Raw genomic sequence first — 24,787 nt, 5'->3', positions numbered from 1 at the left:
GCGGGGCCGCGTCTCTTCCTGGTCACACCCAGGAGGAAAATCCAGTGAGCATCAAGAAGGCCGCCGCCGCAGCGCTCCTCGCGGCGCTCGGCGTCACCAGCCTGGCCGCGTGCGGCACCGACGACGTCCGGGACGCGGCCGGCAAGACCGGCGGGCCCGCGCCCAAGACCGTGACCCTGGTGAGCCACGACTCGTTCAACGCCTCCAAGGAGGTGCTGGCGGCGTTCACCCAGCAGACCGGGTTCACCGTCAAGGTGCTGAAGAGCGGCGACGCCGGCGAGGCCGTCAACAAGGAGATCCTGACCAAGGGCTCCCCGCAGGGTGACGTCTTCTTCGGCGTCGACAACACCCTGCTGTCCCGTGCCCTCGACAACGGGATCTTCGTCCCCTACGAGGCGAAGGGCCTGGACCGGGTCCCGGCCGCGTACCAGCTCGACAAGGAGCACCGGGTCACGCCGATCGACTCCGGTGACATCTGCGTCAACTACGACAAGAAGTACTTCGCCGACAGGAAGCTGGCGCCGCCGGTCACCTTCGACGACCTGGCGAAGCCGGCGTACAAGGACCTGCTGGTCGTGGAGAACCCCGAGCGGTCCTCCCCGGGCCTCGGCTTCCTCCTCGGCACCGCCGCGAAGTACGGCGACGACGGCTGGCAGGACTACTGGAAGAAGCTCAGGGCCAACGGCGTGAAGACCGTCGACAGCTGGGAGCTCGCCTACAACCAGGAGTTCTCCGGCTCGGCCGGCGGCAAGCAGGCCAAGGGCGACCGGCCGCTGGTCGTGTCGTACGCCTCCAGCCCGCCGGTCGAGGTGCTGTACGGCGAGCCGCAGCCGAAGGTGGCGCCCACCGGGGTCTCCACCGGCACCTGCTTCCGGCAGACCGAGTTCGCGGGCCTGCTGAACGGGGCGAAGAACCCCGAGGGCGGCAAGGCGCTCATCGACTTCCTGATCTCCCGGAAGTTCCAGGAGGACATGCCGCTGCAGATGTTCGTGAACCCGGTGGCGAAGGACGCGGCGCTGCCCGAGCTGTTCACGAAGCACGGCGTGGTGGTCGAGAAGCCGGAGACCATGGTGCCCGAGAAGATCGCCGAGAAGCGCGACGCGTGGATCCAGCAGTGGTCGTCGCTCGTCCTGAAGTAAGGCGCGGCATCGAAGCGGATCGTGCCGTCACGGCACGGCGCGGCCTCAAGGGGAGCGCGGCGCGGCTGGGACTGATGGCCCTGCCCGTCGCGTTCTTCGGGATCTTCTTCGCGTGGCCCGTCGCCTCGATCGTGGAGCGCGGGCTGCGGCCGGACGGCACCTGGAGCTTCGGCCCGATCGGCTCGACGCTGAGCCGGCCGGACATCCTCGACGTGCTCGGCTTCACCACGTGGCAGGCGCTCGCCTCGACCGCGCTGACGCTGCTCGTGGCGCTCCCCGGGGCGTACGTGTTCGCCCGCTTCGACTTCCCCGGCAAGAACGTCCTGCGGGCCGTCGTCACCGTGCCGTTCGTGCTGCCGACCGTCCTCGTCGGCACGGCGTTCCTGGCGGTCGTCGGCCGTGGCGGGCTCACGGACGAGCTGTGGGGGCTGCGGCTCGACACCAGTGTGTGGGCCATCCTCCTCGCCCACGTCTTCTTCAACTACGCGGTCGTCGTGCGTACCGTCGGCGGCCTCTGGTCCCAGCTCGACCCCCGCCAGGAGGAGGCCGCCCGGGTCCTCGGCGCCTCGCGCTGGACGGCCTGGCGGACGGTGACGATGCCCGCGCTGGTGCCGGCGGTGTCGGCCGCCGCGCTCATGGTGTTCCTCTTCACCTTCACCTCGTTCGGTGTCGTGCAGATCCTCGGCGGGGACGCGTACTCCACCCTGGAGGCGGAGATCTACCGGCAGACCGCCCGGCTGCTCGACCTGCGGACGGCCGCCGTGCTGACGCTCGTCCAGTTCGTGGCGGTCGGCGCGATCCTCGGCGTGCACGCCTGGACCGTACGGCGGCGGGAGACCGCCCTGCGGCTCGTCCCGCCGGAGCGGACCGCGCGCCGGCCGCGCGGGGCGGGGCAGTGGACGCTGCTCGCCGCGGTGCTGCTCTCCGTGGCGCTGCTGATCCTGCTGCCGCTGGGCGTCCTGGTGGAGCGCTCGTTCGCCGGATCGGGCGGGTACGGGCTCGGCTACTACCGTGCGCTGGGCTCGCTCGACGAGAGCGGCACGTTCCTGGTGCCGCCGCTGGAGGCGATCGGGAACTCGCTGCGGTACGCGGTGGCCGCCACGGCGATCGCGGTGGCGATCGGCGGACTCGCGGCGGCGGCCCTCACCCGCCGTGCCGGACGGCTCGTCCGCGGCTTCGACGCGCTGCTGATGCTGCCGCTCGGCGTCTCGGCCGTCACCGTCGGCTTCGGCTTCCTCATCACCCTCGACGAGCCGCCGTTCGACCTGCGGGCCAGCTGGATCCTCGTCCCCCTCGCGCAGGCGCTGGTCGGCGTCCCCTTCGTCGTACGGACGATGCTGCCGGTACTGCGGGCGGTGGACGAGCGGCTGCGGGAGGCCGCGGCCGTGCTCGGCGCGTCGCCGTGGCGGGCCTGGCGGGAGGTCGACCTGCCCCTGGTACGGCGGGCGCTGCTCATCGCCGCCGGGTTCGCCTTCGCCGTGTCGCTCGGCGAGTTCGGCGCGACCGTCTTCATCGCGCGGCCCGACAGCCCGACGCTGCCGGTCGCGGTGGCCCGGCTGCTCGGCCGGCCGGGCGAGCTCAATTACGGCCAGGCCATGGCCCTCTCGACGATTCTGATGGTGGTGTGCGCGGTGTCCCTGCTGCTGCTCGAACGGCTGCGCACCGACCGGACCTCCGGGGAGTTCTGATGCTGAGGCTTGACGGGGCGACCGTACGGTTCGGCGAGCGGGCCGCGCTCGACGCCGTGGACCTGGAGGTCGCCGAGCACGAGATCGTGTCCGTGCTCGGCCCCAGCGGCAGCGGCAAGTCCACGCTGCTGCGGGCCGTGGCCGGGCTCCAGGCGCTCGACGCCGGCCGGGTGCTGCTCGCCGGCGCCGACCAGGCGGGGGTGCCGGTGCACCGGCGTGGCGTCGGGCTGATGTTCCAGGACCACCAGCTGTTCCCACAGCGCGACGTCGCCGGCAACGTCGCCTTCGGGCCCCGGATGCGGGGTGCCGGCCGGGCCGAGCAGGCGGAGCGGGTGGCCGAGCTGCTCGACCTGGTCGGTCTTCCCGGGGCGGAACGCCGCTCCGTGGCCGCGCTCTCCGGCGGCGAGCAGCAGCGCGTCGCGCTCGCCCGGGCGCTGGCGCCCCGGCCCCGGCTGCTCATGCTCGACGAACCGCTCGGCCAGCTCGACCGGGGGCTGCGCGAGCGGCTCGTCGTCGAGCTGCGCGACCTCTTCGGCCGGCTCGGGACGACGGTCCTCGCCGTCACCCACGACCAGGGCGAGGCGTTCGCCCTCGCCGACCGGGTCGTGGTCATGCGGGACGGCCGGATCGCCCAGTCCGGCGCCCCGTTCGACGTGTGGTCGCGGCCCGCCACCGAGTTCGTCGCCCGCTTCCTCGGCTTCGACAACGTGGTGGCCGCACGGGTCACCGGGACGGTCGCGGAGACCGTCTGGGGCCGGATCCCGGTGCCGGACGGCTCGCCGCAGGGCGAGCGCAGGCTCCTCGTCCGCCCGGGCGGCGTACGGCTCGTGACGGAGGGCCCGCTCTGGACCGTGGAGTCCCGGACCTTCCGCGGCGACCGTGTCGCCGTACGGCTCCGCCCCGCCGACGGCCCGCCCCTGGAAGCGGAGTTCGCGCCGCGGGACGCGCCCGCCGAGGGCACCGCGGCGGGCGTGGACTTCCGCGTGGAGGACGTGGTGGTGCTGGGCGGGGAGTCCTGGGGGGTGTCCGGGAAGTAGCGCCTGGCCCGGCGGGCAGACGGCGCTACTTTCCGGACACGACCTGGGCACTGCCCCGCCCGCTCGCCGGGACACCGTCCCGGCACCACTCGCAGGCCCTGCGGGTCGCTCGCTGGTACGCGCGGGTGGCGCGGGCCAGGGCGAGGCCGTAGCCGCAGAAGCCGCCGTAGGCGACGACGAACACCCAGGGGGCGTGGTCCCCGAGGCCGACGCTGATCGTGCCCGTCCACGTCAGGACGCCGACGGCGGCGAGGAAGACACCGAACGGGGCGAGCGCGCCCGCCCCCGCCCAGCCGAGCGCCAGCAGCGGCAGCCGGGGCAGCCGACGCCCCCACGCGCGGGTCAGCGCGAGGGCGAGCGCCATGCCCAGGAGAGCCAGGACCGCGGTGATGTCGACCCCGTGGTCGTACAGCCGGATGCCCAGGTCGCTCGTGTACCGCGGGTCGACGCCGGGGCGGCCGGTGCCCGTGAAACCGGCGGTGAGGCCCAGCGCCCAGGCCGTCTTCAGCGCGGCGTACGGGACGAGCGCGGCGACGGCGACGAGACCGGCGCGGCGGGCGAGCCCGGGTTCCGGGGCGTGGTCGGAGGGGCCGTCGGCCCGAGGCGTGGCGGCGCGGCCGGGGTGGGCAGCGGGCGTGGTGCCGGTTCCGGGCCCGGTCACGGTCCCGGGCCCAGTCCTGGTCACAGCCAGGGGCTCGGTTACGGTCCGGAGCTCGGCCCCGGCCCCGGCCCCGCCCTCGGCCCCAACCCCAGCCCCAAGCGCCGGGTTCCGGGCCGGTGGAGTCGTGGTCGGGTGCGGGGTTCGGCCGCAGTGGGGGCAGGTGGCGAGGGCATGGCGGCGGTGGGCGAGGGCGGCGCAGCCCCACAGGACGGCGCCGAGGACGGCGAGGGCCTGGTTGGCGAGGGCTGCCCAGTCGATCGGAGGCTGGTTGCGGGAGAGGAAGAAGAGCAGGTGGACGGGGCTGAGGAGGGCGGCGAAGCCCGAGGTGAGACAGAGCGCGACGACCGCCCAGGCCACCGATGACAGCCGCCGGAGGTCCGGCCGGCGGAGCAGGGCGTACGCGAGGAGGGCGGCGGTCCCGTACAGCGCCGCCGCGGCCGCCTCGGCGCCCGTGCCGGTGGCCTTGGCCAGCAGCGCGTAGCCGAACGCGGGGCCGGTGACGGCGGCGACGGCCGCGCCGGTGGCGTACAGCAGCGACCACGCGAGTGCGGCGCGGCCGGCCCAGGACGGCCAGGCGGCCAGGAGCGTCTTCGGTGTCATGGCCCGAGCCTTCCGGTGGAGGGCTCCGGGGACGTCCGCCCGTGGGCGGGTCCGCCTCCGCCGCGCGGCGGAGGCGGGTGTCAGGTCTTCGCCAGCCGCTCCAGGGCCGCCGGGGCCTCGTCCACGGAGTCCACCAGCGCGATCCGGGCCGCCATCGGGCGGTCGGCGGCGAGCGCCTCCAGGAGGGGCCAGGCGGGCAGGTGCCCGGTCCAGTGGGCGCGGTCGACGAGGACCATGGGGGCGGGGGCGCCCAGGGACTCGTAGTACTGGGGGGTGGCGTCGGCGAAGATCTCCTGGACGGTGCCGGCGGCGCCGGGGAGGAAGACGACGCCGGCGGTGGAGCGGGCGAGGAGGCCGTCCTCGCGCAGGGCGTTGGCGAAGTACTTGGCGATGTGGGTGGCGAAGGGGTTCGGCGGCTCGTGGCCGTAGAACCAGGTGGGGATGGCGACGGAGGCGCCGCCGCCCGGCAGCCGGTCCCGTACGGCGAAGGCGGCGCGGGCCCACTCCGTCACCGAGGGGACGAAGGAGGGGACCCGGGCGAGCATGCCGAGGGCCTCGGGCAGGGCGGGGTCGGGGAACGGGGCCAGGTAGGCGCCGAGGTTGGCGGCCTCCATCGCGCCCGGCCCGCCGCCGGTGGCGACGGTGAGACCGGCGCGGGCGAGGGTCCGGCCGAGCCGGGCGGCGCCCGCGTACCCTGCCGTGCCGCGGCCGGTCGCGTGGCCGCCCATGACGCCGACGACGCGCGCTCCGTCGAGGAGTTCGTCGAGGGCGTCGGAGACGGCGTCGTCGTGGAGGGAGCGGAGCATCGAGGAGAAGATGTCGCCGTCGGCCCTGGTCCGCCCGAACCACGCGTACGCGCGCGCGTCCGGCGTCCCCTCGTATCCCTCGTCGGCGAGTCCCTCGAAGAGCTCGCCGGGGGTGTAGAGCCGCGCCCGGTAGGGGTCGAAGGGCAGGTCGGGCACGGGCGGGAAGACGAGCGCCCCGTCGGCGCGGACCTTGGCTGCGGCTTCCGGCAGCATCGGGCAGCCGAGGAAGACGGCGTCGGTGGTGGTCGCGGAGAGCAGGGCGAAGGTCCGGTCGATCAGGTCGACCGACTGGACGCGCAGGCCGGTGAGGGAGCCGGGCCGGGCGAGTGCCGCGTCGAACTCGTCGAGCGTGTGGATCTCGTGTCCGTGTCCGCGCGGGCCGGGCGGGCGGTGTGCCGGGGGGAGCGTCGCCATGGGCCCACGATAGGGGCCGTCCGCCCCGGGCCGCCCACCGACGGGGGGACGCCTCGGGCCGCCCTTCGTCGGTGGGCGGACGGCCCGGGGCGCGCGGGCCGGTCAGCCGGTCAGCGGCAGGGCGGCGAGTTCCGCCACCGCCCAGGTGAGGGGCAGGAAGACGGCGAGCAGGGCGCCGGCGCGCATCAGGGCCGCCGAGCGCAGGACGGTGGGCGGGGCGCCGAGACGCAGGAGGGCCTCGGTGGTGTGGGTGCGGCACTGCTTGGACTCCAGGGCCGCCGTGAGGAGCGTGGCCGTGGTGCAGGCGAGGACGAGGGCCGCGCCGAGGCCGGTGAGCGGGCCGAAGGCGTCCGGGCCGGTGTGCGCGTCGTACACGGCGGCGGCCGCGAAGGTGCCCGAGATCACCGCGCTGACGACGCCGAGCGGGCGGCCGATACGGCGGGACTCGTCCATGAGGACGCGTCCGGCGAGCAGCCGGGTGGCGCCCGGCCGGAACGCCTGGAGGAGGCGGCCGCAGCCGTGGGTGAGGCCGGGGCCGGCCAGGGCGAGCCCGACGGCGGTCAGGACCCAGCCGGCGAGGACGCCCACCGGGCTGCCGTCGAAGCGGCCGGGCATCGGGACGCCGTCCCCGCCGCCGCGCCCCGCGTACGTCTCGACCGCGAGGCCGACCGCGACCAGCGCGACGCCCCACGGCAGGCCGGACGGTACCGGCCTCTCCGCGCCCTCCGTGCCCTCCCGGGCGTCGGCGGCGGTGCGCGGGCGGAGTGCCAGGCCGGCCGCGGTGGCGGCGGCGACCGGGAGGACGGCGAGGAGGGTGAGGGCCGCCGCGAGCGGCATCGGCTGGTCGGCGGCGAGCAGGTCGGCGGCCGCGCCGTCGAACGGCAGACCGGTGATGTCGCCGCGCAGGTGCAGGTAGAACAGGAGCGCGACCATGGAGCCGAGCGTGCAGGCGACGGCCGTGGAGGCGGCGGCGATGGCGGTGAGGCGGGCGGGGCCGAGGCCGACCGCCGAGAGTCCGGGCCGCGGCCGGGTGCTCGGGTCGGTGCGGGCGACGGCGACGGCGAACTGGACGGTGGCGGCGAGCGGCAGTACGCACCACAGCAGTCGCAGCACCGAGGCCGAGGAGCGGGCCGGGTGCCCGACGGCGTATCCGAGGGTGCAGAGCAGGAGGAAGCCGACCCCCGCGGCCGCGGCGGCGACGAGGAGCCGCCGGGTGAGGACGAGGGGGTGGGTCCCGCGGGCTAGACGGAGAGCGAGCACGCGGCGACGCCCTCCGCCCCTGACGCCGGGGGTACGGGGGAGACCCGGCGTCCGTCGAGGAGTGCGACCGAGCGGTCGGCGAGCGCCGCGACCTCGCCGTCGTGGGTGGCGAGGAGCACGGTGATGCCGTGCGAGCGGGCGGCGGCGGTGAGGGTCCGCAGGACCTGTGAGCCGTCGGCGCTGTGCAGGGTGGCGGTGGGCTCGTCGGCGAAGAGCACCGAGGGGGTGGTGACGAGGGCGCGGGCGATCGCGATCCGCTGGCGCTCGGAGTGGGTGAGGGCGTGCGGGCGTTTGCGTGCGCTGTCGCCGATGTCGAGCCGGTCGAGCCATTCCAGGGCGGCGGTCTTCGCGGCCCGGTGCGAGACGCCGCGGAGCAGCAGCGGCAGGGCGGTGTTCTCCCAGCCGGTGAGTTCGGGGACGAGGCCGGGTTCGGGGTCGATCCACCCGAAGCGGTCGCGGCGGAGCCGTTCGCGCTGGGCGCGGCTGAGGGTGTGGACGGGGCTGCTGTTGAACCAGACCTCGCCCTGCTGGGCGACGAGCTGGCCGGAGAGGCAGCGCATGAGGGTGGTCTTGCCGCTGCCGCGCGGGCCGGCGACGGCGAGGATCTCGCCTTCGCGGACGCCGAGGGAGACGCCGGTGAGTGCGTCCGAGCCGCCCAGGGCGCAGTGCAGGGAACGCGCCCAGAGCACGTCGTTGTCCGGTGGGGCCATCGCGTACACCTCGATGTCGGATCCGATTCTTGCGTTCCCCCGTCCGGGGGAACGAAGGACGGGCCTGTCGGTCACTGGGCACCGTAAGGATTCGGATCCGCTCATACGGACAGCACGCGGCCCGGGCCGCCTCCATCCACTCGGATGGAGGCATGCCCGGGCCGGGGTCACGCCGTGAGGGCGGCGTGATGCCAGGGGACCTTTAGAGCTTGGTCCACGCCTCGGTGAGCACCGAGCGCAGGATGCCCTCGATCTCGTCGAAGGTGCCCTGGTCGGCGATCAGCGGCGGGGCCAGCTGGATGACCGGGTCGCCACGGTCGTCGGCACGGCAGTACAGGCCGTTCTCGAAGAGCGCCTTGGAGAGGAAGCCGTAGAGGACGCGCTCGGTCTCCTCGTCCGTGAAGGACTCCTTGGTGGCCTTGTCCTTCACGAGCTCGATGCCGTAGAAGAAGCCGTTGCCGCGGACGTCGCCGACGATCGGGAGGTCGTGCAGCTTCTTCAGGGTGTTGAAGAAGTTGCCCTCCTGGTCGAGGACGTGCTGGTTCAGCCCTTCCTTGTCGAAGATGTCCAGGTTGGCGATCGCGACCGCCGAGGACACCGGGTGGCCACCGAAGGTGTAGCCGTGCAGGAAGGTGTTGTCGCCCTTGTAGAACGGCTCCGCGATGCGGTCCGAGACGATGCAGGCGCCGATCGGGGAGTAGCCCGAGGTCATGCCCTTGGCGCAGGTGATCATGTCCGGCACGTAGCCGAACTTGTCACAGGCGAACATCGTGCCGAGGCGGCCGAAGGCGCAGATCGTCTCGTCGGAGACGAGCAGCACGTCGTACTGGTCGCAGATCTCGCGGACGCGCTGGAAGTAGCCGGGCGGCGGCGGGAAGCAGCCGCCGGCGTTCTGCACCGGCTCCAGGAAGACGGCCGCGACGGTGTCGGCGCCCTCGAAGAGGATCTCCTGCTCGATCTGGTCGGCGGCCCAGCGGCCGAAAGCCTCCGGGTCGTCGCCGTGGATCGGGGCGCGGTAGATGTTGGTGTTCGGCACCTTGTGCGCGCCGGGGACCAGCGGCTCGAAGGGGGCCTTGAGGGCCGGCAGACCCGTGATGGACAGGGCGCCCTGCGGGGTGCCGTGGTAGGCGACGGCACGCGAGATGACCTTGTACTTGGTGGGCTTGCCCTGCAGCTTGAAGTACTGCTTGGCGAGCTTCCAGGCCGTCTCGACGGCCTCTCCGCCACCCGTGGTGAAGAAGACCTTGTTGAGGTCGCCCGGGGCGTAGTCGGCGAGGCGCTCGGCGAGCTCGACGGCCTTGGGGTGCGCGTACGACCACACCGGGAAGAACGCGAGCTCCTTGGCCTGCTTGTACGCGACCTCGGCCAGCTCCTCGCGGCCGTGTCCGGCGTTGACCACGAAGAGACCCGCGAGACCGTCGAGGTAGCGCTTGCCCTTGTCGTCGAAGATGTAGGTGCCCTCACCACGCACGATGGTGGGAACGGGCGAGTTCTCGTAGGACGACATGCGGGTGAAGTGCATCCACAGGTGGTCGTACGCGGTCTTGGAGAGGTCCTGGGTCACGATTATCGGGTTCCCCACATATAGGTCTGCTTCTTGAGCTTGAGGTAGACGAAGCTCTCGGTGGAGCGCACGCCGGGGAGGGTGCGGATGCGCTTGTTGATCACATCCAGCAGGTGGTCGTCGTCCTCGCAGACGACCTCCACCATCAGGTCGAAGGAGCCCGCGGTCATCACCACGTACTCGCATTCGGCCATGGCTGTCAGCGCTTCCGCGACCGGATCCAGGTCGCCCTCGACGTTGATGCCGACCATCGCCTGCCGTCGGAAACCCACGGTGAGCGGGTCGGTGACGGCGACGATCTGCATGACGCCCTGGTCGAGCAGCTTCTGGACGCGCTGCCTCACGGCGGCTTCGGAAAGGCCCACGGCCTTGCCTATCGCCGCGTAGGGGCGGCGACCGTCCTCTTGGAGCTGTTCGATGATCGCCAGGGAGACGGCGTCGATCGTCGGGGACGAACCGGTTCCGGTTCTGGAGTCTGTGCTTCGACTGGCCACGGCTTCACTGTGCACCGAGATTGTCCGTTGTGCAACCCCGGAGCGATGTAATTCGTTGTGAGCGGCTCCAAATCTCACTGAATCCGAAGTTGCGGGGGGTCGGGGCTGTTGAAAGCGTCAGTCGAGCGATTAGGCTGAGGTGTCTCGCCCATCGGGACACCGCACAAGGACGTGCGACGACAGAACGTGACAGGAGGGGTGGCAAGTGACCACCGAGCTGCGCCGGCTGCGTAACTACATCAACGGGGAGTTCCGCGACGCGACCGACGGCCGCACCATCGAGGTGGTCAACCCGGCCACCGGCGAGGTGTACGCCACGTCCCCGCTCTCCGGGCAGGCCGACGTCGACGCCGCCATGGAGGCCGCCGCGGCCGCCTTCCCCGCCTGGCGTGACAGCACGCCTTCCGAGCGCCAGAAGGTGCTCCTCAAGATCGCGGACGCGTTCGAGGAGCGGGCCGAGGAGCTCATCGCCGCCGAGGTCGAGAACACCGGCAAGCCGGTCGGGATCACCGCGAGCGAGGAGATCCCGCCGATGGTGGACCAGATCCGCTTCTTCGCCGGTGCCGCCCGGCTGCTGGAGGGCCGCTCGGCCGGCGAGTACATGGAGGGCATGACCTCCATCGTCCGCCGCGAGCCGGTCGGCGTCTGCGCCCAGGTCGCGCCGTGGAACTACCCGATGATGATGGCCGTGTGGAAGTTCGCCCCGGCGCTCGCCGCGGGCAACACCGTCGTCCTCAAGCCCTCGGACACGACCCCCGCGTCGACCGTCCTGATGGCCGAGATCATCGGGCAGATCGTGCCCAAGGGCGTCTTCAACGTCGTCTGCGGCGACCGCGAGACGGGCAAGGCCATGGTCGAGCACCCGACCCCGGCGATGGCCTCCATCACCGGCTCCGTGCGCGCCGGCATGCAGGTCGCCGAGTCGGCGGCCAAGGACGTCAAGCGCGTCCACCTGGAGCTGGGCGGCAAGGCCCCGGTCGTCGTCTTCGAGGACACCGACATCGCGAAGGCCGTCGAGGACATCTCGGTCGCGGGCTTCTTCAACGCCGGCCAGGACTGTACGGCCGCCACCCGCGTCCTCGTCCACACGTCGATCCACGACGAGTTCGTCGCCGCCCTCGCCAAGGCCGCCGCCGAGACGAAGACCGGCCAGCCGGACGACGAGGACGTGCTGTACGGCCCGCTCAACAACGCCAACCAGCTGAAGCAGGTCACCGGCTTCATCGAGCGCCTCCCGGCGCACGCCAAGGTCGAGGCCGGCGGTCACCGCGTCGGCGACAAGGGCTACTTCTACGCTCCCACCGTCGTCTCCGGCCTCAAGCAGGACGACGAGATCGTCCAGAACGAGGTCTTCGGCCCGGTCATCACCGTCCAGTCCTTCACGGACGAGGCCCAGGCCCTGGAGTTCGCCAACGGCGTCGAGTACGCCCTGGCCTCCTCCGTCTGGACCAAGGACCACGCGCGCGCGATGCGCATGTCCAAGGCGCTCGACTTCGGCTGCGTGTGGATCAACACCCACATCCCGCTGGTCGCCGAGATGCCCCACGGCGGCTACAAGAAGTCCGGCTACGGCAAGGACCTCTCGGCCTACGGCTTCGAGGACTACACGCGCATCAAGCACGTCATGACCTCCCTGGGCTGATCACCACCCGGCTCCGCGCGGCCCGGCACCCTGGTCGACAGGGTGTCGGGGCCGCGCGCCGTCGCTCGACGGACCGTCCATTGCCGCAGGTGGCGGGCGGCCGGGATGCTGTCCGGGTGAGAGCGACAGTCAGCAGTTACGTGTCCCGCCGGTCCCTGCTGCGCGGCGCCGGCGGTGTCGGGGCCGCGGCCCTGCTCGCCGGCTGCGGGGTGCCCGCCGCCTACGTCGAGGAGGGCGACCGCACCGGGCGTGACCTGTCCGCGCGGGACCGGACGGTCGACTTCGCCAACTGGCCGCTCTACATCGACACCGACGACGACACGTCCAGGCGCCCGACCCTGGACGCCTTCCGGAAGCGCACCGGGATCTCCGTCCGGTACACCGAGGAGATCAACGACAACGACGAGTTCTTCGGCAAGATCGGCCCGGCGCTGATGAACCGCCAGGAGACGGGCCGCGACCTGATCGTCGTCAGCGACTGGATGGCCGCCCGCTTCGTCCGCCTCGGCTGGGTCCAGGAGATGGACCGCGCCGCCCAGCCGAACGTCGCGCGGAACATCAACCCGCAGCTCCGCTCGCCCGCCTTCGACCCGGGCCGGCTGCACAGCGTGCCCTGGCAGTCCGGGATCACCGGCATCGCGTACAACCGCCGGAAGCTCGGCCGGGAACTGCGCTCCACCCGGGAGCTGTGGGCCGACGACCTGAGCGGCAAGGTCACCCTGCTCTCCGGCCTCGACGAGTCCTTCGCCCTGCTGATGATGGGCGAGGGCGTCGACGTGACCCGGTGGACCGGCGACGACTTCCACGCCCTGTGCGAGCGGATCGAGGGGCTCGTCCGGCGCAAGCACATCCGGCGTTTCACCGGCAACGACTACATCAAGGACCTGTCGACCGGCGACGTGCTGGCCTGTCAGGCGTACTCGGGCGACGTCATCCAGCTCCAGGCCGACAACCCGGACATCGAGTTCGTCGTGCCCGAGGAGGGCGCCGAACTCTGGGCCGAGTCCCTCATGATCCCCAACCACGCCCGGCACAAGGCCAACGCCGAGAAGCTCGTCGACTACTACTACGAGCCCGAGGTCGCCGCCGAACTCGCCGCCTGGGTCAACTACGTCTGCCCGGTGCCGGCCGCCCAGACCGTCCTCGCCGATTCCGGCGACGAGGAGCTGGTGGCCCTCGCCGAGGACCCGCTGATCTTCCCCGACGCGGCCATGCGCGGCCGGCTCGCCATCGCCCGGGACATCGCGGCCGGTGAGCGGCAGGAGTTTGCGAAGAGGTGGAACTCGATCGTCGGGCTGTGAGTTGCACCGGCATGACGGACACTCGCCTCCCTCCGCTCGCCGCCTACGGTCTCTTCCTCGCCTGGGCCGTGCACGACGCCGAGGAGCTCGCGCGCGGGCCGCGCTGGCTCCGGGAGAACCTGCCGGGGCTGCGCGAGCGCTTCCCCGAAGTGCCGGAGGCGGTGTGGCGGGCGGCCGAAGGGGTCGACGAGCGTGAATTCGCCGCGGCCGTCGGGGTGATGGCGGTGATCGTCGCCGCGGCCGCCGCGGCGGGCGCGCGCTCCGGCGGCCGGTCGGCCTTCTACCAGGGCGCGGTCACCGGCTTCGGGCTGCACGGGCTCGTCCACCTCGCTCAGGCCGCCGCCGTACGGGACGTGACACCCGGCTCGGTCACCTCGCCGCTCGTCGTCATCCCCTTCTCGCTGTGGGCGCGCGGCCGGCTGCGGCGGGCCGGAGTGCTACGGCCGGTCCGGCTCGGGGGAGTGGTGGCGGGGCTCGCGTTTGCGGCGGGGGCGACGGTGGTCTCGCATGCGGTGGGACGCAGGCTCGCCGCGCGTTTCTGAACGTGATCAAAATCAACCGCCCCACCTTTCTGAACGCGTTCAATAGGGGTGTACGTTGCCCCCATGAGTCAAACGAACGGGCCGAGAGCCCTTCTCGCGCGCATCCGCGCCTGGCTGGTCGTCTTCGTCGTCTGCCTGGTCCTGAGCGGGGTCACCGCCTTCCCGCTCGTCACCGAACTCAGGCTGCTCGACTCCGCGTTGACCGGCTGGGCCTCGCCCGTGGCCGACCTCCTCCCCGGACTCGCCGAGTGGATCCACCGGGTGCGGGAAGGCGTCACGGCCGCCGACCGGCAGGCCCCGTACCTGCTCTACGGCACCGACTGGCTGGCCTTCGCGCACCTCGTCATCGCGGTCGCCTTCCACGGTGTCCACCGCGACCCCGTCCGCAACATCTGGGTCGTCGAGTTCGGCATGATCGCCTGCGTCGGCATCATCCCGCTCGCCCTGATCTGCGGACCGATCCGGGACATCCCCTTCTGGTGGTCGGTCATCGACATGTCGTTCGGCGTCGTCGGCATCCTGCCGCTCCTGCACGTACGCCGGCTGATCAAGCGCCTGGAGGCCGCGACCACGGCGCCGGAGCCGGTGGCCGTACCCGCGTAGCGGCCGCCCGGACCGCCGCCGTCACCCGGTCCAAGGGTACGCCGGTGGGGACCGTCACCCCGACGGCGGCGACCGTCCCGGCCGGGCCCCGCACCGGGGCCGCCACCGTGAGCTCGCCCAGCCGGTGCTCCTCCGCGCAGACCGCGAGGCCCTCCGCGCGGGCCCGGGCCAGCTGGGCGGACAGCGCCGCCGCGGAGACCACCGTGTGGCGGGTGAGGCGCGGGAGGTCGGCCGGGGGAGCGGTGAGCAGGACCTTGCCGAACGCCGTCGCATGCCCCGGCAGCCGCTCCCCGCTCACCAGGCACAGCGCGCCCGCGGCCCCGGGGCCGGTGAGCACCGCCAGGTCCGCGCGGCCGCCCGTCCGGGCGCCCAGCACCCCCAGCGCCGGCAGCGCCGCGTCGAGCAGGCCGCGCGGGCAGGGCGCCGCCGCGCCGAGCGCACGCAGCCGCAGCCCCAGCCGGTACGTGCCGTCCGCGGCCCGTTCGAGACCGCCCCAGGCCACCAGCTCCCGGACCATGCGCAGGGCCGTCGGCGCCGGCAGCCCCGTCCGCGCCGCGATGTCGGTGAGCCGCAGCGACGCCGGCCCGCCCCGCGCGGCGTCGAAGGCGTCCAGTACCGAGAAGAGCCGTCCCGCCACGCTCTCGCCCATGTCGCCGACCGCGCCTTTCACTCAGTGGAAGCCCGGGCTTCCCGGCCGCGCCGGCCCCGTACGAGGCTCAACACATGAACCTCGGTCTCGCTTCCGACGCCCTGCTCTCCACCACCCGTGCCGTCCGGCACCGCCTCGACCTCACCCGGCCCGTGCCCCGCGAGCTCCTGGAGGAGTGCGTGGACCTCGCCGTCCAGGCGCCCACCGGCCGCAACCGGCAGCGCTGGCACTTCGTCATCGTCACCGACCCGGCCCGCCGTGCCGTCCTCGCCGACCTGTGGCGGGCCGCGCTGACCGCGCCCGGCGCCCATCAGCCGCTGCCGGACCGGGACGTGCGCAGGGCCGAGGTCGCGCCCGGCGTGATGGACCGGGTGTACTCCGGCGTCGGGCATCTGCACCGGCATCTGCACCAGGTGCCCGCGTACGTCATCCCCTGTGTCGAGGGCCGCACCGAGGGCGCCACCGTGACCCACCAGGCCGGCACCTGGGGCTCGATCCTGCCCGCTGCCTGGAGCTTCATGCTCGCGGCCCGCGAGCGTGGGCTCGGCACGGTGTGGACGACGGGGAACCTGCCCGTGGAAAGGGAGTTCGCGCGCTTCCTGGGCATCCCGTACGAGCACGTGATGCAGGCCGCCTTCATCCCCCTCGCCTACACGCTCGGCACCGACTTCCGGCCGGCCCGGCGGATCCCGCGCGAGCAGGTGCTCCACTGGGACCGGTGGTGACCGGCCCGCGGGGCGGTCAGCCGGGCATCCCGTACGCCGCCACCATGAGGCCGAGGGCCGTCCGGTTCATGTCCTGGCCCTTGGCGTCGGTGGCGTTGACGCTGTAGACGAGGGTGCGGGCGCCGTCGCGCGTCGAGGCGATGGCGGTGTTGTACCCCCAGCGGCCGCCGGTCTTGCCCCACACCTCGCGGCCGCCGAGCCGCTTCATCGACAGGCCGGCCGAGTAGGCGGCCGGGTCGCCGGTGTTCAGGTCCGTCACCTTCGGCAGCGTGAACATCTCCTCCAGGAGCGGACCGCGCACCACCCGGCCCGCGAACAGGGCCCGGGTGAACCGCTCCAGGTCGGCGGTGGTCGAGATGATGTCGCCGGCGGCCCAGCCGTCCGTCACCCCCCACACCGAGACGTCACGCAGCCCGGTCGTGCCGTCGTCGAGCCGCATCGTCTGGTAGCCGTGGTTGTACGGCCCGTCGATCCCGGCCGCGGCGCCGGGGAAGTACGTGTCGCGGAGACCGAGCGGCCGCAGGATCCGCCGCTCCACCTGGTGCTCGTACGAGTCGCCGGTGACCCGCTCCACGATCAGACCGGCGATCGTGTAGCCGATGTTGAGGTAGTGCTGCCGGGTGCCGGGGCGGAACTCGCGCGGCTGCGCCGTCGCCGAACGGACCAGCTCCTCCGGCGTGTGGACGTCGAACCGGTTCGCGTACCACTCCTCCACCGTCTCGCCCGGCAGGTCGGCGGCCGGGATGCCGTGGGTGTGGTTCAGGAGCTGGCGCACCGTCACCCGGGCGTACCGGCCGGGGATCAGGTCGGGGAGGTACGAGCGGGCCGGGCGGTCCAGATCGATCCGGCCCTCGGCGGCCAGCTGGAGGACGGTCGCCGCCGTGAACACCTTCGTCACGGACCCGGCCCGGAAGCGGGCGGCCGCGTCCGCCGGGGCGTTCGTCTCCAGGTCGTGGACGCCCGCACTGCCCTGCCAGGAGCCCTCGGTGCCGCCGACCCGGACCAGCGCGGCCGTCGCGTCGGCGCGGGGGAGCCCGGCGATCACCGCGCTCAGGTCCGCACTCGACGGCGCGGACGACGCCGACGCGGCCACCGCGGGGGGCGCCGCGGCGAAGGCCGGGGTGATCGCCGGTGCGGTGACGGCGCCCAGGACCAGGGCGGCCGCGAGCAGCGTGCGGGTGGACTTCCTCATCGTCAACTCCGTGGGTGTGAGCCGTTGTTCTCGATGGCTCCATCCTGCTGACCGGCGGCGATCCACGGATCGCCCGCACCGGCGGTCTTCGGGTGGACGGTTCCTCGCCGACGCGGGGGAGGGCCGGGCTACCCGCCTCCCCCGGACGGGGGAGAGCCCGCCGCGACGAGCCCCGTCTCGTACGCGCAGATCACCGCCTGGATCCGGTCGCGCAGCCCCAGTTTGGCGAGCACGTTCCCCACATGGGTCTTCACCGTGTGGTCGCTCACCACCAGCTCGGCGGCGATCTCCGCGTTGGACAGACCCCGCGCGAGCAGCAGCAGCGTCTCCCGCTCGCGGCCGGTCAGCACGTCGAGGCGCGCGTCGGGGGCGCGGTCCGCCGGGCGCGGTCCGCCCGCCGTGTACTGCTCCACGAGCCGCCGGGCCACGGACGGCGCGAGCAGCGAGTCGCCCGCCGCCACCACCCGTACCGCGTGCACCAGGTCGTCCCGGCGCACGTCCTTGAGGAGGAAGCCGCTCGCGCCCGCGTGCAGCGCCTCGTACACGTACGCGTCGGTGTCGAAGGTCGTCAGGATCACCGTCCGGCAGGCGGACTCCGCGCTGATCGTCCGGCACGCCTCGATGCCGTCCGTGCGGGGCATCCGGATGTCGAGCAGCGCCACGTCGGGGGCGAGGAGGCGGACCGCCTCGACGGCCTCCGTCCCGTCGCCGGCCTCCGCGACGACCTCGATGTCCGGCTGCGCGTCCAGGATCATCGCGAAGCCGCTGCGGACCAGTTCCTGGTCGTCGGCGACCACCACCCGGATCGTCATCTCTCCGCCTCCGCCGTCCTCGTGGTCTTCGCCGTCTCCGGCGTGGTGGGCACGGGCAGCAGGACCCGCACCTCGAAGCCCCGGCCGCCCGGGCCCGGGCCCGTCGCCGCCGTCCCGCCGTGCGCGGCGGCCCGCTCCCGGATGCCGACCAGGCCGTGGCCGCCGGCGCCCGGCCGGGGGCCGCGCCCGTCGTCCGTCACCGTGACGCCCAGGGCGCCCTCCCGGTAGGCCAGCCGGACATCGGCGGTACGGGCGTGGGCGTGCTTGACCACGTTCGTCAGCGCCTCCTGGACGATCCGGTACGCGCTCGCGCCGGTCGCCGCCGGCAGCGCCCGTACCCCGCCCTCCGTCTCGTACGTGACGGACAGGCCGCTGGACCGCACCCGTTCCACGAGGTCCGGGATGCCGCCGAGGTCCGGCTGCGGCTCCCGGGGGGCCGTCCCCTCGCCGCCCTCGCGCAGCAGCCCCAGCATGTGGCGCAGCTGGGCCATCGCCTCGCGGCCCGTCTCCGAGATCGCCTCGAACGCGGCCTCGGCCCGCGCGGGCGCCGCCCGTACGGCCACCGGACCGGCCTCGGCCTGCACGATCATCAGGCTCACCGCGTGCGACAGGATGTCGTGCATCTCCCGGGCGATCCGGGCCCGTTCCCGTGCGGCTGCCTGCTCGGCCTCGATCCGGTGCGCCCGCTGCCGGGCGTCCTGGAGCCGGCCGAAGACGTACGCGGCCACGAACACGAAGAGCGAGAAGGTCAGTTCGCGAGCCGACTGGGTGTTGAGCCACACCGAGACCGGCACCGCGACCAGCATGAGCCCCGCCGTCGCCAGTCGCTTCCAGGCCGGCGAGAGCACGGCGACCGTGTAGACGCTGACGAGCCCGGTGTACGGCAGCGGCTGCCCCGGCCCCTCCAGGGCCAGCCTGTACAGCGAGCTCGCCGCCAGGATCGCGAGCAGCACCGCGAGGGGCGCGCGGCGCCGCCAGACCAGCGGCACCACGGTGAGCGTGGTCAGCCCGTACGCGGGCCAGGTCGCCGGTTCGAGTTCGGGCCCGCGCGGCACCACGAACGGCATCGTCATCGCCGCCTGGACTAGGAGCGCGATGCCGATGTCCACCGCCCACGGATTGGCCGTGCCCCAGCTCCGCGTCCGCTCCCAGGCCCCCCGGACGTCCCCCCGTATGCCCATTACGGCTTACGGCCCACGGCGCCGAACTGGGCCACGACCGGGGCTCCTTCGGCGCGCCAGCGCGCGCACGACACGATCCCCGGCTCCAGCACGTCGAGCCCGTCGAGGAAGGAGGCGAACTCGGCGCGGGTGCGGGCGGTGATCGGCGGGGTCGCGTGCTCGTTCCAGAAGGCCATCGCGGCCTTGTTGGCCTCGCCGCCGAGCTCCGGCTCCAGGGTGGGGTGGGTCAGCACCAAAAAGCTTCCGGAGGGGACGGCGTCCATCAGCGTCCGCACCACCGACCGGGCCTCGTCGGTGTCCAGGACGAAGTTGAGGATGCCGAGCATCAGCACCGCGACCGGACGGGACAGGTCGAGGGTCGCGCCGGCCGCCGCGAGGATCCTCTCCGGGTCCCGCGCGTCCGCGTCGATGTACTCGGTGACGCCCCCGGGCGCGCTCGTCAGGAGCGCGCGGGCGTGGGTGAGGACGATCGGGTCGTTGTCGACGTAGACGATCCGGGCGTCCGGGGCGGTCCGCTGGGCCACCTCGTGGGTGTTGTCGGCGGTCGGCAGGCCCGTACCGATGTCGAGGAACTGGCGCACGCCCGCCTCGGCGGCCAGATGGGTCACCGCCCGGCCGAGGAACGCCCGGTCCGCGCGGGCGACTTCGCCGATGCCGGGGTAGAAGCCGGTGACCTGGTCGCCGACGGCGCGGTCCACCGGGTAGTTGTCCTTGCCGCCCAGCCAGTAGTTCCACACCCGGGCGTTGTGGGCGATGTCGGTCCGGATCCGGTCGGTCACGCGTCAGCCTTTCGCAGGACGGCGGAGAGGGCGTCGACACGGTTGGTGGTGATGGCGTCGGCCCCGTTCAAGATCAGCTTACGCATGGTGCGCCGGGTGTCCGCCGTCCAGGCGGAGAGGAGCAGGCCGTCCCGGTGCACCCGCTCGCTCAGCGCCCGACTCACCAGCCCGAAACGGTAGTTGAGCCACCTCGGCCGCACCACGTCGAGCAGGATCGGGCGGGGCGGGGCGAGCGTGGTCCAGGTCAGGGCGATCTCGGCGGCCGGGTCGGCGGCCCGCACCTGGAGCATCGCGACGGCCCCGGCGCAGTAGTACACCCGCTCCGCGGCGCCGCACTCGCGGACCGTGCCGACGATCCGACGGACCGAAGCCTCGTTCCCGCCCGGCAGGTCCAGCATCAGACGGTGGTCCCCGGCGGCGAGCAGTGCCTCGCGGAGCGTCGGCACCCCGCCGTCGGTGAGCTCGCGCAGCTGCGCGTGGGAGAGCTCCGCGAGGGGCCGGTCGTGCCCCCAGAGCCGCTTCAGGGTGTCGTCGTGAAGGAGGACCGGGACGTCGTCCTTCGTCACCCGGACGTCGATCTCGACGGCGTCCGCCCCCCGCTCGATCGCCGAGGCGATCGAGGGGAGCGTGTTCTCACGGACGCGGTACGGGTCGCCGCGATGGCCTACGACAGTGACGGAGCGCATGGCCCCATTCTCGTCGTCGTCAGCGCGCCAGCCAGTCGTTCGTGTACGTGTCGATCTCGGCGGCGATCAGGGCCTTGCCGGCCGGGTCGAGGAAGGACGCCTCGACCGCGTTCTTGGCGAGGGCGGCGAGGCCGCGCTCGTCGAGGCCCAGCAGGCGGGCGGCGACGGCGTACTCGTTGTTGAGGTCCGTGCCGAACATCGGCGGGTCGTCGCTGTTGACCGTGACGAGCACGCCCGCGTCCACCATCTGCCGGATCGGGTGCTCGTCCAGGGTGGCGACGGCCCGGGTGGCGATGTTGGAGGTCGGGCAGACCTCCAGGGCGATGCGGTGCTCGGCCAGGTGGGCGAGGAGCGCCGGGTCCTGGACCGAGCTGGTGCCGTGGCCGATGCGCTCGGCGCCCAGGTCGTTGATCGCGTCCCAGACGGTCTGCGGGCCGGTCGTCTCGCCCGCGTGCGGGACGGAGTGCAGGCCGGCCGCGCGCGCCAGGTCGAAGTACGGCTTGAACTGCGGGCGCGGCACGCCGATCTCCGGGCCGCCGAGGCCGAAGGAGACCAGGCCCTCCGGGCGGATGCCGTCGGTGGTGGCCAGGCGGGCGGTCTCCTCGGCGGAGGCCAGGCCGGCCTCGCCGGGGATGTCGAAGCACCAGCGCAGGATCGTGCCGAACTCGGCCTCGGCCGCCTTGCGGGCGTCCTCGATCGCCGCCATGAAGGCGCGCTCGTCGATGCCGCGGCGGGTGGAGGAGTAGGGGGTGATGGTGAGTTCGGCGTACCGGATGTTCTGGCGGGCCATGTCCCGGGCGACCTCGAAGGTCAGCAGCCGGACGTCCTCGGGGGTGCGGACCAGGTCGACGACGGAGAGGTAGACGTCGATGAAGTGCGCGAAGTCGGTGAACGTGAAGTAGTCGGCCAGCGCCTCCGGGTCCGTGGGGACCTTGGAGTCCGGGTGCCGGGCGGCGAGTTCGGCGACGATCCGCGGCGAGGCGGAGCCCACGTGGTGGACGTGCAGCTCGGCCTTGGGAAGGCCGGCGATGAAGGGGTGGAGGTCGGTCATCGAATCATCGTAGGCCGGTCGGGTCCCCCCTCGGGGGGCGCCTCGTCGGCCGGGCCGGGCTCGCGGAGTCCCGCACCGTGCCCGGCCGCCGGTCGGTCCCTGATCGGGTCCGACCGGCAGGACACCCCCCGGAGGTGAGGTCGTAGCATGACGTGACCACGATGGGGGAGGCCCATGTCTGACAACCGAGACCAGCCGCAGGGCGGGTACGACCCGGCGGACCCGTGGGCTCCGCCGAACCGCGACGGGGTGGAACTGAGCAAGTCGGCGTCACCGACGCCACCGCCCGTGCACGACCAGATGACCGTGACGTCGATGCCGGCCGCCACCGGCCCCGGCGGCGACGTCCCGCCGCCGCCGGTGGCCCCGGGCGGCCCGGCGGCGACGCCCGACGCGTACGGCTATCCGCCGGCCACGCCCGGGGCGTACGGCTACCCGGCCACCCCGGCCCCGCAGCCGGCCGCGCCGACGCCGCCGACCGCGTCCGGATACGGATACCCCGGCTACGGCTCCGGGTACGGCCAGCAGCAGCCCGGCTGGCAGCAGTCCCCGTCCAACGGCATGGGGACGACCGCGATGGTGCTCGGCATCATCGCGGTGGCCGGGTTCTGCATGTACGGCCTGGGAATGATCCTCGGCATCCTCGCCCTGATCTTCGGCGTCATCGGCCTGAAGAAGGCGAACCGGGGCGAGGCGACGAACCGGGGCATGGCCATCGCGGGCATCGTCCTCGGTTCCATCGGCACCCTGGTGAGCGCCGTCTTCCTCGGCTTCATCATCTGGGCCATCGCCCAGGACTCGTCGAGCTACGACGACTCCGGCACCGACGACCCGTTCGCCTCGGTCCTGGAGATCGAGCGCGGCCGCTGACGCCCGGACGACAGCAAGGGCCCCGCACCTCACCGAGGTGCGGGGCCCTCGCGCGTGCGCGGCCCGTCGGTCGTCCTGGGGCCTGTCGTCACATTCCCTACCGGCCCGATGCGTCCAGCCCGCTCCGGAGCCGGTCGCGGGCCTCCATCAGGGCGAAGCCGAGGAGGTTGAGGCCGTGCCAGCGGGCGGGGTCGTGGGCGCGGGGGTCGTCGGCGGCGAGTCCGATGCCCCAGATGCGGTCCACCGGGCTGGCCTCCACCAGGACGCGGTCCCCGGTGCCGAGCAGGTACGCGCGCAGGGACGGGGCCGAGGCGAACTTGTGGACGCTGCCCTCGACGACGATGCCGAAGCGCTCGCGCTCCCAGACCGTGTCGTCGAACCCCCGCACCAGACGGCCCGCCTTCTTGGCCTCCGCGGGGGTACGGGCGGTCAGCGCGGCCCGCTCGGCCTCGGCGTCCCCGAAGAGCCGCGCCTTGGCCGCCATCATCCAGTGCTCGGCCGTCGCGTACGCCACCCCGTCGACCGTGAAGGGCGCCGGCCACCACTGGCTGAGGCAGCTCGCCGAAAGGCGTCCGTCCGGATGCGGACGGTGACCCCAGAAGAGCAGCCACTTCAGCCGGTCACCCCTGTTGACCTGCTGTGTCAGCTCGTCGATCTTGTTCATGCATGGGAGTGTGGCAGCCGCCACGGACACTCCGTACGGAGATTTTCCGGCCGCCTCGACACATGGTCGACCGATTCCGTCGCGTAACCAAAAGGCAACAACGGAATCACTTGTTGGGGCACTTTCATCATGTCAGGATCGGCACTCAATTCGAGCTGGAACAACGGAGAGCGTCATGGGCAACCGCTTCCAGGTGACGGACCGCTTCGCGGACGGCGCACAGTACATCGGCGGGCGGCTCCGAGCCGGAACCTCCGGTCAGGAACACAGCGTGATCGACCCGGCGACCGGGGACAGCGTGTACACCTACACCCTCGCCTCCACCGCCGACGTGGACGAGGCCGTCGCCGCCGCCAAGGCGGCCTTCCCCGGCTGGGCGGGCGCGACCCCCGGCGAGCGCTCCGACGCGCTGCACCGCCTCGCCGGCGTCCTCGCCGAGTGGTCGGACGAGATCGCGCGGGTCGAGTCGCTCCAGTGCGGCAAGCCGATCAGGCTCACCACCGAGTTCGACGTGCCGGGCACCATCGACAACACCGCCTTCTTCGCGGGCGCCGCCCGCCACCTCCAGGGCCAGTCGGCCGCCGAGTACAGCGGCGACCACACCTCGTACATCCGGCGCGAGCCGATCGGCGTCATCGGCTCCATCGCCCCCTGGAACTACCCGCTCCAGATGGCCGCCTGGAAGATCCTCCCGGCGATCGCGGCGGGCAACACCATCGTCCTGAAGCCGGCCGAGCTGACCCCGCTGACCTCGCTGATGTTCGCGCAGGCGGCGAAGGAGGCCGGCATCCCCGACGGTGTCGTCAACATCGTCAGCGGCTCCGGGCGGGTCGTCGGCGAGCACCTCGTCGGCCACCCCGACGTCGTCATGACCTCCTTCACCGGCTCCACCCCGGTCGGCAAGCGGGTCGCCGAGGTCGCCACCGCCACCGTGAAGCGGCTCCACCTCGAACTGGGCGGCAAGGCCCCCTTCGTCGTCTTCGACGACGCCGACCTGGAGGCCGCCGCGCACGGCGCCGTCGCCGCCTCCCTCATCAACAGCGGCCAGGACTGCACCGCCGCCACGCGCGCGTACGTCCAGCGCCCGCTCTTCGACGCCTTCGTCGCCCGGGTCGCCGAGCTGATGGAGACCGTCCGCCTCGGCGACCCGCTCGACCCGGCCACCGACCTCGGCCCGCTCGTCAGCCACCGCCACCGCGACAGCGTCGCCGGCTTCGTCGAGCGCGCCCGCGGCTACGCCACCGTCGTCACCGGCGGCGAAGCCCCGGGCGGCGACCTCAAGGACGGCGCCTACTACCGTCCGACCCTGATCGCCGGCGCCGCGCAGGACAGCGAGGTCGTGCAGTCGGAGATCTTCGGACCGGTCCTGGTGGCCCTGCCCTTCGACGGCGACGACGAGGGCATCCGGCTCGCCAACGACACCCCCTACGGCCTCGCCGCCTCCGCCTGGAGCCGCGACGTCTACCGGGCCAACCGCGCCACGCGGGAGATCAAGGCCGGCTGCGTCTGGGTCAACGACCACATCCCGATCATCAGCGAGATGCCCCACGGCGGCACCAAGGCGTCCGGCTACGGAAAGGACATGTCGGTGTACTCCTTCGAGGAGTACACGCAGGTCAAGCACGTGATGTTCGACAACACCGCGGTGGCCGCGAAGGACTGGCACCGCACGATCTTCGGGGACCGATAGCAGCCCGCCGCCCGACCAGCGGCTCAC

General features: G+C 73.0%; 24 protein-coding genes. 10 read left to right on the top strand and 14 right to left on the bottom strand.

The window, feature by feature from the left end; translation table 11 throughout:
* The first annotated feature begins 44 nt into the window (after positions 1 to 44).
* From ACFVZH_RS19365 to ACFVZH_RS19355, 3 genes are all read left to right on the top strand, one after another.
* Positions 45 to 1,139: a thiamine ABC transporter substrate binding subunit gene (locus ACFVZH_RS19365; protein ID WP_384898591.1), complete on the top strand. Its 1,095-nt coding sequence runs from the start codon at positions 45 to 47 to the stop codon at positions 1,137 to 1,139.
* 74 nt (positions 1,140 to 1,213) lie between these two features.
* Positions 1,214 to 2,827 (top strand): ABC transporter permease, encoded by a 1,614-nt coding sequence (locus ACFVZH_RS19360; protein ID WP_384898651.1) that lies wholly within the window; start codon positions 1,214 to 1,216, stop codon positions 2,825 to 2,827.
* Positions 2,827 to 3,864, top strand: coding sequence for an ABC transporter ATP-binding protein (locus ACFVZH_RS19355; RefSeq protein ID WP_384898590.1), 1,038 nt, complete (start codon positions 2,827 to 2,829; stop codon positions 3,862 to 3,864). The genes ACFVZH_RS19360 and ACFVZH_RS19355 overlap by 1 nt, the downstream gene beginning before the upstream one ends.
* A gap of 25 nt (positions 3,865 to 3,889) precedes the next feature.
* Here ACFVZH_RS19355 and ACFVZH_RS19350 read toward each other — a convergent pair whose 3' ends face one another.
* The 6 genes from ACFVZH_RS19350 to ACFVZH_RS19325 all read right to left on the bottom strand — a co-directional run bounded on the left by ACFVZH_RS19350 (position 3,890) and on the right by ACFVZH_RS19325 (position 10,388).
* Positions 3,890 to 5,125, bottom strand: coding sequence for a hypothetical protein (locus tag ACFVZH_RS19350; protein ID WP_384898589.1), 1,236 nt, complete (start codon positions 5,123 to 5,125; stop codon positions 3,890 to 3,892).
* Positions 5,126 to 5,205: 80 nt separating this feature from the next.
* Positions 5,206 to 6,345 (bottom strand): LOG family protein, encoded by a 1,140-nt coding sequence (locus tag ACFVZH_RS19345; protein WP_384898588.1) that lies wholly within the window; start codon positions 6,343 to 6,345, stop codon positions 5,206 to 5,208.
* 102 nt (positions 6,346 to 6,447) lie between these two features.
* Complete coding sequence (locus ACFVZH_RS19340) at positions 6,448 to 7,605, bottom strand: hypothetical protein (RefSeq protein WP_384898587.1); 1,158 nt, start codon at positions 7,603 to 7,605, stop codon at positions 6,448 to 6,450.
* Complete coding sequence (locus ACFVZH_RS19335) at positions 7,587 to 8,315, bottom strand: ABC transporter ATP-binding protein (RefSeq protein WP_384898586.1); 729 nt, start codon at positions 8,313 to 8,315, stop codon at positions 7,587 to 7,589. The genes ACFVZH_RS19340 and ACFVZH_RS19335 overlap by 19 nt, the downstream gene beginning before the upstream one ends.
* A gap of 202 nt (positions 8,316 to 8,517) precedes the next feature.
* Positions 8,518 to 9,897, bottom strand: coding sequence for an aspartate aminotransferase family protein (locus ACFVZH_RS19330; RefSeq protein ID WP_384898585.1), 1,380 nt, complete (start codon positions 9,895 to 9,897; stop codon positions 8,518 to 8,520).
* Positions 9,882 to 10,388, bottom strand: a complete 507-nt coding sequence (locus ACFVZH_RS19325; RefSeq protein ID WP_033204802.1) for an Lrp/AsnC family transcriptional regulator — start codon at positions 10,386 to 10,388, stop codon at positions 9,882 to 9,884. The genes ACFVZH_RS19330 and ACFVZH_RS19325 overlap by 16 nt, the downstream gene beginning before the upstream one ends.
* Before the next feature lie 190 nt (positions 10,389 to 10,578).
* Between ACFVZH_RS19325 and ACFVZH_RS19320 the strand changes: the two genes are divergently transcribed.
* From ACFVZH_RS19320 to ACFVZH_RS19305, 4 genes are all read left to right on the top strand, one after another.
* Positions 10,579 to 12,015, top strand: a complete 1,437-nt coding sequence (locus tag ACFVZH_RS19320) for a gamma-aminobutyraldehyde dehydrogenase (RefSeq protein ID WP_384898584.1) — start codon at positions 10,579 to 10,581, stop codon at positions 12,013 to 12,015.
* A 140-nt stretch (positions 12,016 to 12,155) separates the two neighbouring features.
* The gene (locus ACFVZH_RS19315; RefSeq protein WP_384898650.1) at positions 12,156 to 13,316 is read left to right on the top strand and encodes a spermidine/putrescine ABC transporter substrate-binding protein; all 1,161 of its coding nucleotides are present in this window, start codon (positions 12,156 to 12,158) and stop codon (positions 13,314 to 13,316) included.
* 11 nt (positions 13,317 to 13,327) lie between these two features.
* Positions 13,328 to 13,858, top strand: a complete 531-nt coding sequence (locus ACFVZH_RS19310; protein ID WP_384898583.1) for an HXXEE domain-containing protein — start codon at positions 13,328 to 13,330, stop codon at positions 13,856 to 13,858.
* Between the two features lie 63 nt (positions 13,859 to 13,921).
* Entirely contained in the window at positions 13,922 to 14,461 is a 540-nt protein-coding gene (locus tag ACFVZH_RS19305) for a hypothetical protein (protein ID WP_384898582.1), read from the top strand.
* Here the strand turns inward: ACFVZH_RS19305 and ACFVZH_RS19300 are convergent.
* Entirely contained in the window at positions 14,406 to 15,110 is a 705-nt protein-coding gene (locus tag ACFVZH_RS19300; protein WP_384898581.1) for an IclR family transcriptional regulator, read from the bottom strand. The two genes, ACFVZH_RS19305 and ACFVZH_RS19300, sit on opposite strands and share 56 nt — an antisense overlap.
* A 74-nt stretch (positions 15,111 to 15,184) precedes the next feature.
* Between ACFVZH_RS19300 and ACFVZH_RS19295 the strand changes: the two genes are divergently transcribed.
* Positions 15,185 to 15,835: a nitroreductase family protein gene (locus tag ACFVZH_RS19295; protein ID WP_384898580.1), complete on the top strand. Its 651-nt coding sequence runs from the start codon at positions 15,185 to 15,187 to the stop codon at positions 15,833 to 15,835.
* A gap of 16 nt (positions 15,836 to 15,851) precedes the next feature.
* Here ACFVZH_RS19295 and ACFVZH_RS19290 read toward each other — a convergent pair whose 3' ends face one another.
* The 6 genes from ACFVZH_RS19290 to ACFVZH_RS19265 all read right to left on the bottom strand — a co-directional run bounded on the left by ACFVZH_RS19290 (position 15,852) and on the right by ACFVZH_RS19265 (position 21,536).
* Positions 15,852 to 17,027, bottom strand: coding sequence for a serine hydrolase domain-containing protein (locus tag ACFVZH_RS19290; protein WP_384898579.1), 1,176 nt, complete (start codon positions 17,025 to 17,027; stop codon positions 15,852 to 15,854).
* A gap of 128 nt (positions 17,028 to 17,155) precedes the next feature.
* A complete protein-coding gene (locus ACFVZH_RS19285; RefSeq protein WP_384898578.1) occupies positions 17,156 to 17,839 on the bottom strand; it encodes a response regulator in 684 nt (227 codons plus the stop codon).
* On the bottom strand, positions 17,836 to 19,020 hold the full coding sequence (locus ACFVZH_RS19280; protein ID WP_384898577.1) for a sensor histidine kinase: 1,185 nt from the start codon (positions 19,018 to 19,020) through the stop codon (positions 17,836 to 17,838). Before ACFVZH_RS19280 ends, ACFVZH_RS19285 begins: the two co-directional genes overlap by 4 nt.
* On the bottom strand, positions 19,020 to 19,799 hold the full coding sequence (locus ACFVZH_RS19275; RefSeq protein ID WP_384898576.1) for an SAM-dependent methyltransferase: 780 nt from the start codon (positions 19,797 to 19,799) through the stop codon (positions 19,020 to 19,022). Before ACFVZH_RS19275 ends, ACFVZH_RS19280 begins: the two co-directional genes overlap by 1 nt.
* Positions 19,796 to 20,485 (bottom strand): glycerophosphodiester phosphodiesterase, encoded by a 690-nt coding sequence (locus ACFVZH_RS19270; protein WP_384898575.1) that lies wholly within the window; start codon positions 20,483 to 20,485, stop codon positions 19,796 to 19,798. Before ACFVZH_RS19270 ends, ACFVZH_RS19275 begins: the two co-directional genes overlap by 4 nt.
* A 19-nt stretch (positions 20,486 to 20,504) precedes the next feature.
* On the bottom strand, positions 20,505 to 21,536 hold the full coding sequence (locus ACFVZH_RS19265; RefSeq protein ID WP_384898574.1) for an adenosine deaminase: 1,032 nt from the start codon (positions 21,534 to 21,536) through the stop codon (positions 20,505 to 20,507).
* A gap of 174 nt (positions 21,537 to 21,710) precedes the next feature.
* Between ACFVZH_RS19265 and ACFVZH_RS19260 the strand changes: the two genes are divergently transcribed.
* The gene (locus ACFVZH_RS19260; protein ID WP_384898573.1) at positions 21,711 to 22,406 is read left to right on the top strand and encodes a DUF4190 domain-containing protein; all 696 of its coding nucleotides are present in this window, start codon (positions 21,711 to 21,713) and stop codon (positions 22,404 to 22,406) included.
* A gap of 97 nt (positions 22,407 to 22,503) precedes the next feature.
* Here the strand turns inward: ACFVZH_RS19260 and ACFVZH_RS19255 are convergent, their stop codons facing one another.
* Positions 22,504 to 23,070 (bottom strand): NADAR family protein, encoded by a 567-nt coding sequence (locus tag ACFVZH_RS19255; RefSeq protein WP_384898572.1) that lies wholly within the window; start codon positions 23,068 to 23,070, stop codon positions 22,504 to 22,506.
* Positions 23,071 to 23,245: 175 nt separating this feature from the next.
* On the opposite strand from ACFVZH_RS19255, the gene ACFVZH_RS19250 reads away from it, so the two are divergent.
* Positions 23,246 to 24,760 carry a gamma-aminobutyraldehyde dehydrogenase gene (locus ACFVZH_RS19250; RefSeq protein ID WP_384898571.1) on the top strand — a complete coding sequence of 505 codons (1,515 nt, stop codon included), beginning with the start codon at positions 23,246 to 23,248 and terminating at the stop codon, positions 24,758 to 24,760.
* Positions 24,761 to 24,787 lie beyond the last annotated feature (27 nt).

The sequence above is a fragment of the Streptomyces sp. NPDC059534 genome, assembly GCF_042743475.1.
Classification (GTDB): Bacteria; Actinomycetota; Actinomycetes; order Streptomycetales; family Streptomycetaceae; genus Streptomyces.
This window is presented reverse-complemented; position numbering and strand designations above follow the sequence as displayed.

What these genes read in the sequence shown, in the direction of transcription:
- ACFVZH_RS19360 (WP_384898651.1), top strand. Translation starts at nt 1,214, where the DNA reads ATGGCCCTGCCCGTCGCGTTCTTCGGGATCTTCTTCGCGTGGCCCGTC.
- ACFVZH_RS19355 (WP_384898590.1), top strand. Translation starts at nt 2,827, where the DNA reads ATGCTGAGGCTTGACGGGGCGACCGTACGGTTCGGCGAGCGGGCCGCG.
- ACFVZH_RS19350 (WP_384898589.1), bottom strand. Translation starts at nt 5,125, where the DNA reads ATGACACCGAAGACGCTCCTGGCCGCCTGGCCGTCCTGGGCCGGCCGC.
- ACFVZH_RS19345 (WP_384898588.1), bottom strand. Translation starts at nt 6,345, where the DNA reads ATGGCGACGCTCCCCCCGGCACACCGCCCGCCCGGCCCGCGCGGACAC.
- ACFVZH_RS19335 (WP_384898586.1), bottom strand. Translation starts at nt 8,315, where the DNA reads ATGGCCCCACCGGACAACGACGTGCTCTGGGCGCGTTCCCTGCACTGC.
- ACFVZH_RS19310 (WP_384898583.1), top strand. Translation starts at nt 13,328, where the DNA reads ATGACGGACACTCGCCTCCCTCCGCTCGCCGCCTACGGTCTCTTCCTC.
- ACFVZH_RS19305 (WP_384898582.1), top strand. Translation starts at nt 13,922, where the DNA reads ATGAGTCAAACGAACGGGCCGAGAGCCCTTCTCGCGCGCATCCGCGCC.
- ACFVZH_RS19300 (WP_384898581.1), bottom strand. Translation starts at nt 15,110, where the DNA reads ATGGGCGAGAGCGTGGCGGGACGGCTCTTCTCGGTACTGGACGCCTTC.
- ACFVZH_RS19295 (WP_384898580.1), top strand. Translation starts at nt 15,185, where the DNA reads ATGAACCTCGGTCTCGCTTCCGACGCCCTGCTCTCCACCACCCGTGCC.
- ACFVZH_RS19290 (WP_384898579.1), bottom strand. Translation starts at nt 17,027, where the DNA reads ATGAGGAAGTCCACCCGCACGCTGCTCGCGGCCGCCCTGGTCCTGGGC.
- ACFVZH_RS19285 (WP_384898578.1), bottom strand. Translation starts at nt 17,839, where the DNA reads ATGACGATCCGGGTGGTGGTCGCCGACGACCAGGAACTGGTCCGCAGC.
- ACFVZH_RS19280 (WP_384898577.1), bottom strand. Translation starts at nt 19,020, where the DNA reads ATGGGCATACGGGGGGACGTCCGGGGGGCCTGGGAGCGGACGCGGAGC.
- ACFVZH_RS19270 (WP_384898575.1), bottom strand. Translation starts at nt 20,485, where the DNA reads ATGCGCTCCGTCACTGTCGTAGGCCATCGCGGCGACCCGTACCGCGTC.
- ACFVZH_RS19265 (WP_384898574.1), bottom strand. Translation starts at nt 21,536, where the DNA reads ATGACCGACCTCCACCCCTTCATCGCCGGCCTTCCCAAGGCCGAGCTG.
- ACFVZH_RS19260 (WP_384898573.1), top strand. Translation starts at nt 21,711, where the DNA reads ATGTCTGACAACCGAGACCAGCCGCAGGGCGGGTACGACCCGGCGGAC.
- ACFVZH_RS19255 (WP_384898572.1), bottom strand. Translation starts at nt 23,070, where the DNA reads ATGAACAAGATCGACGAGCTGACACAGCAGGTCAACAGGGGTGACCGG.
- ACFVZH_RS19250 (WP_384898571.1), top strand. Translation starts at nt 23,246, where the DNA reads ATGGGCAACCGCTTCCAGGTGACGGACCGCTTCGCGGACGGCGCACAG.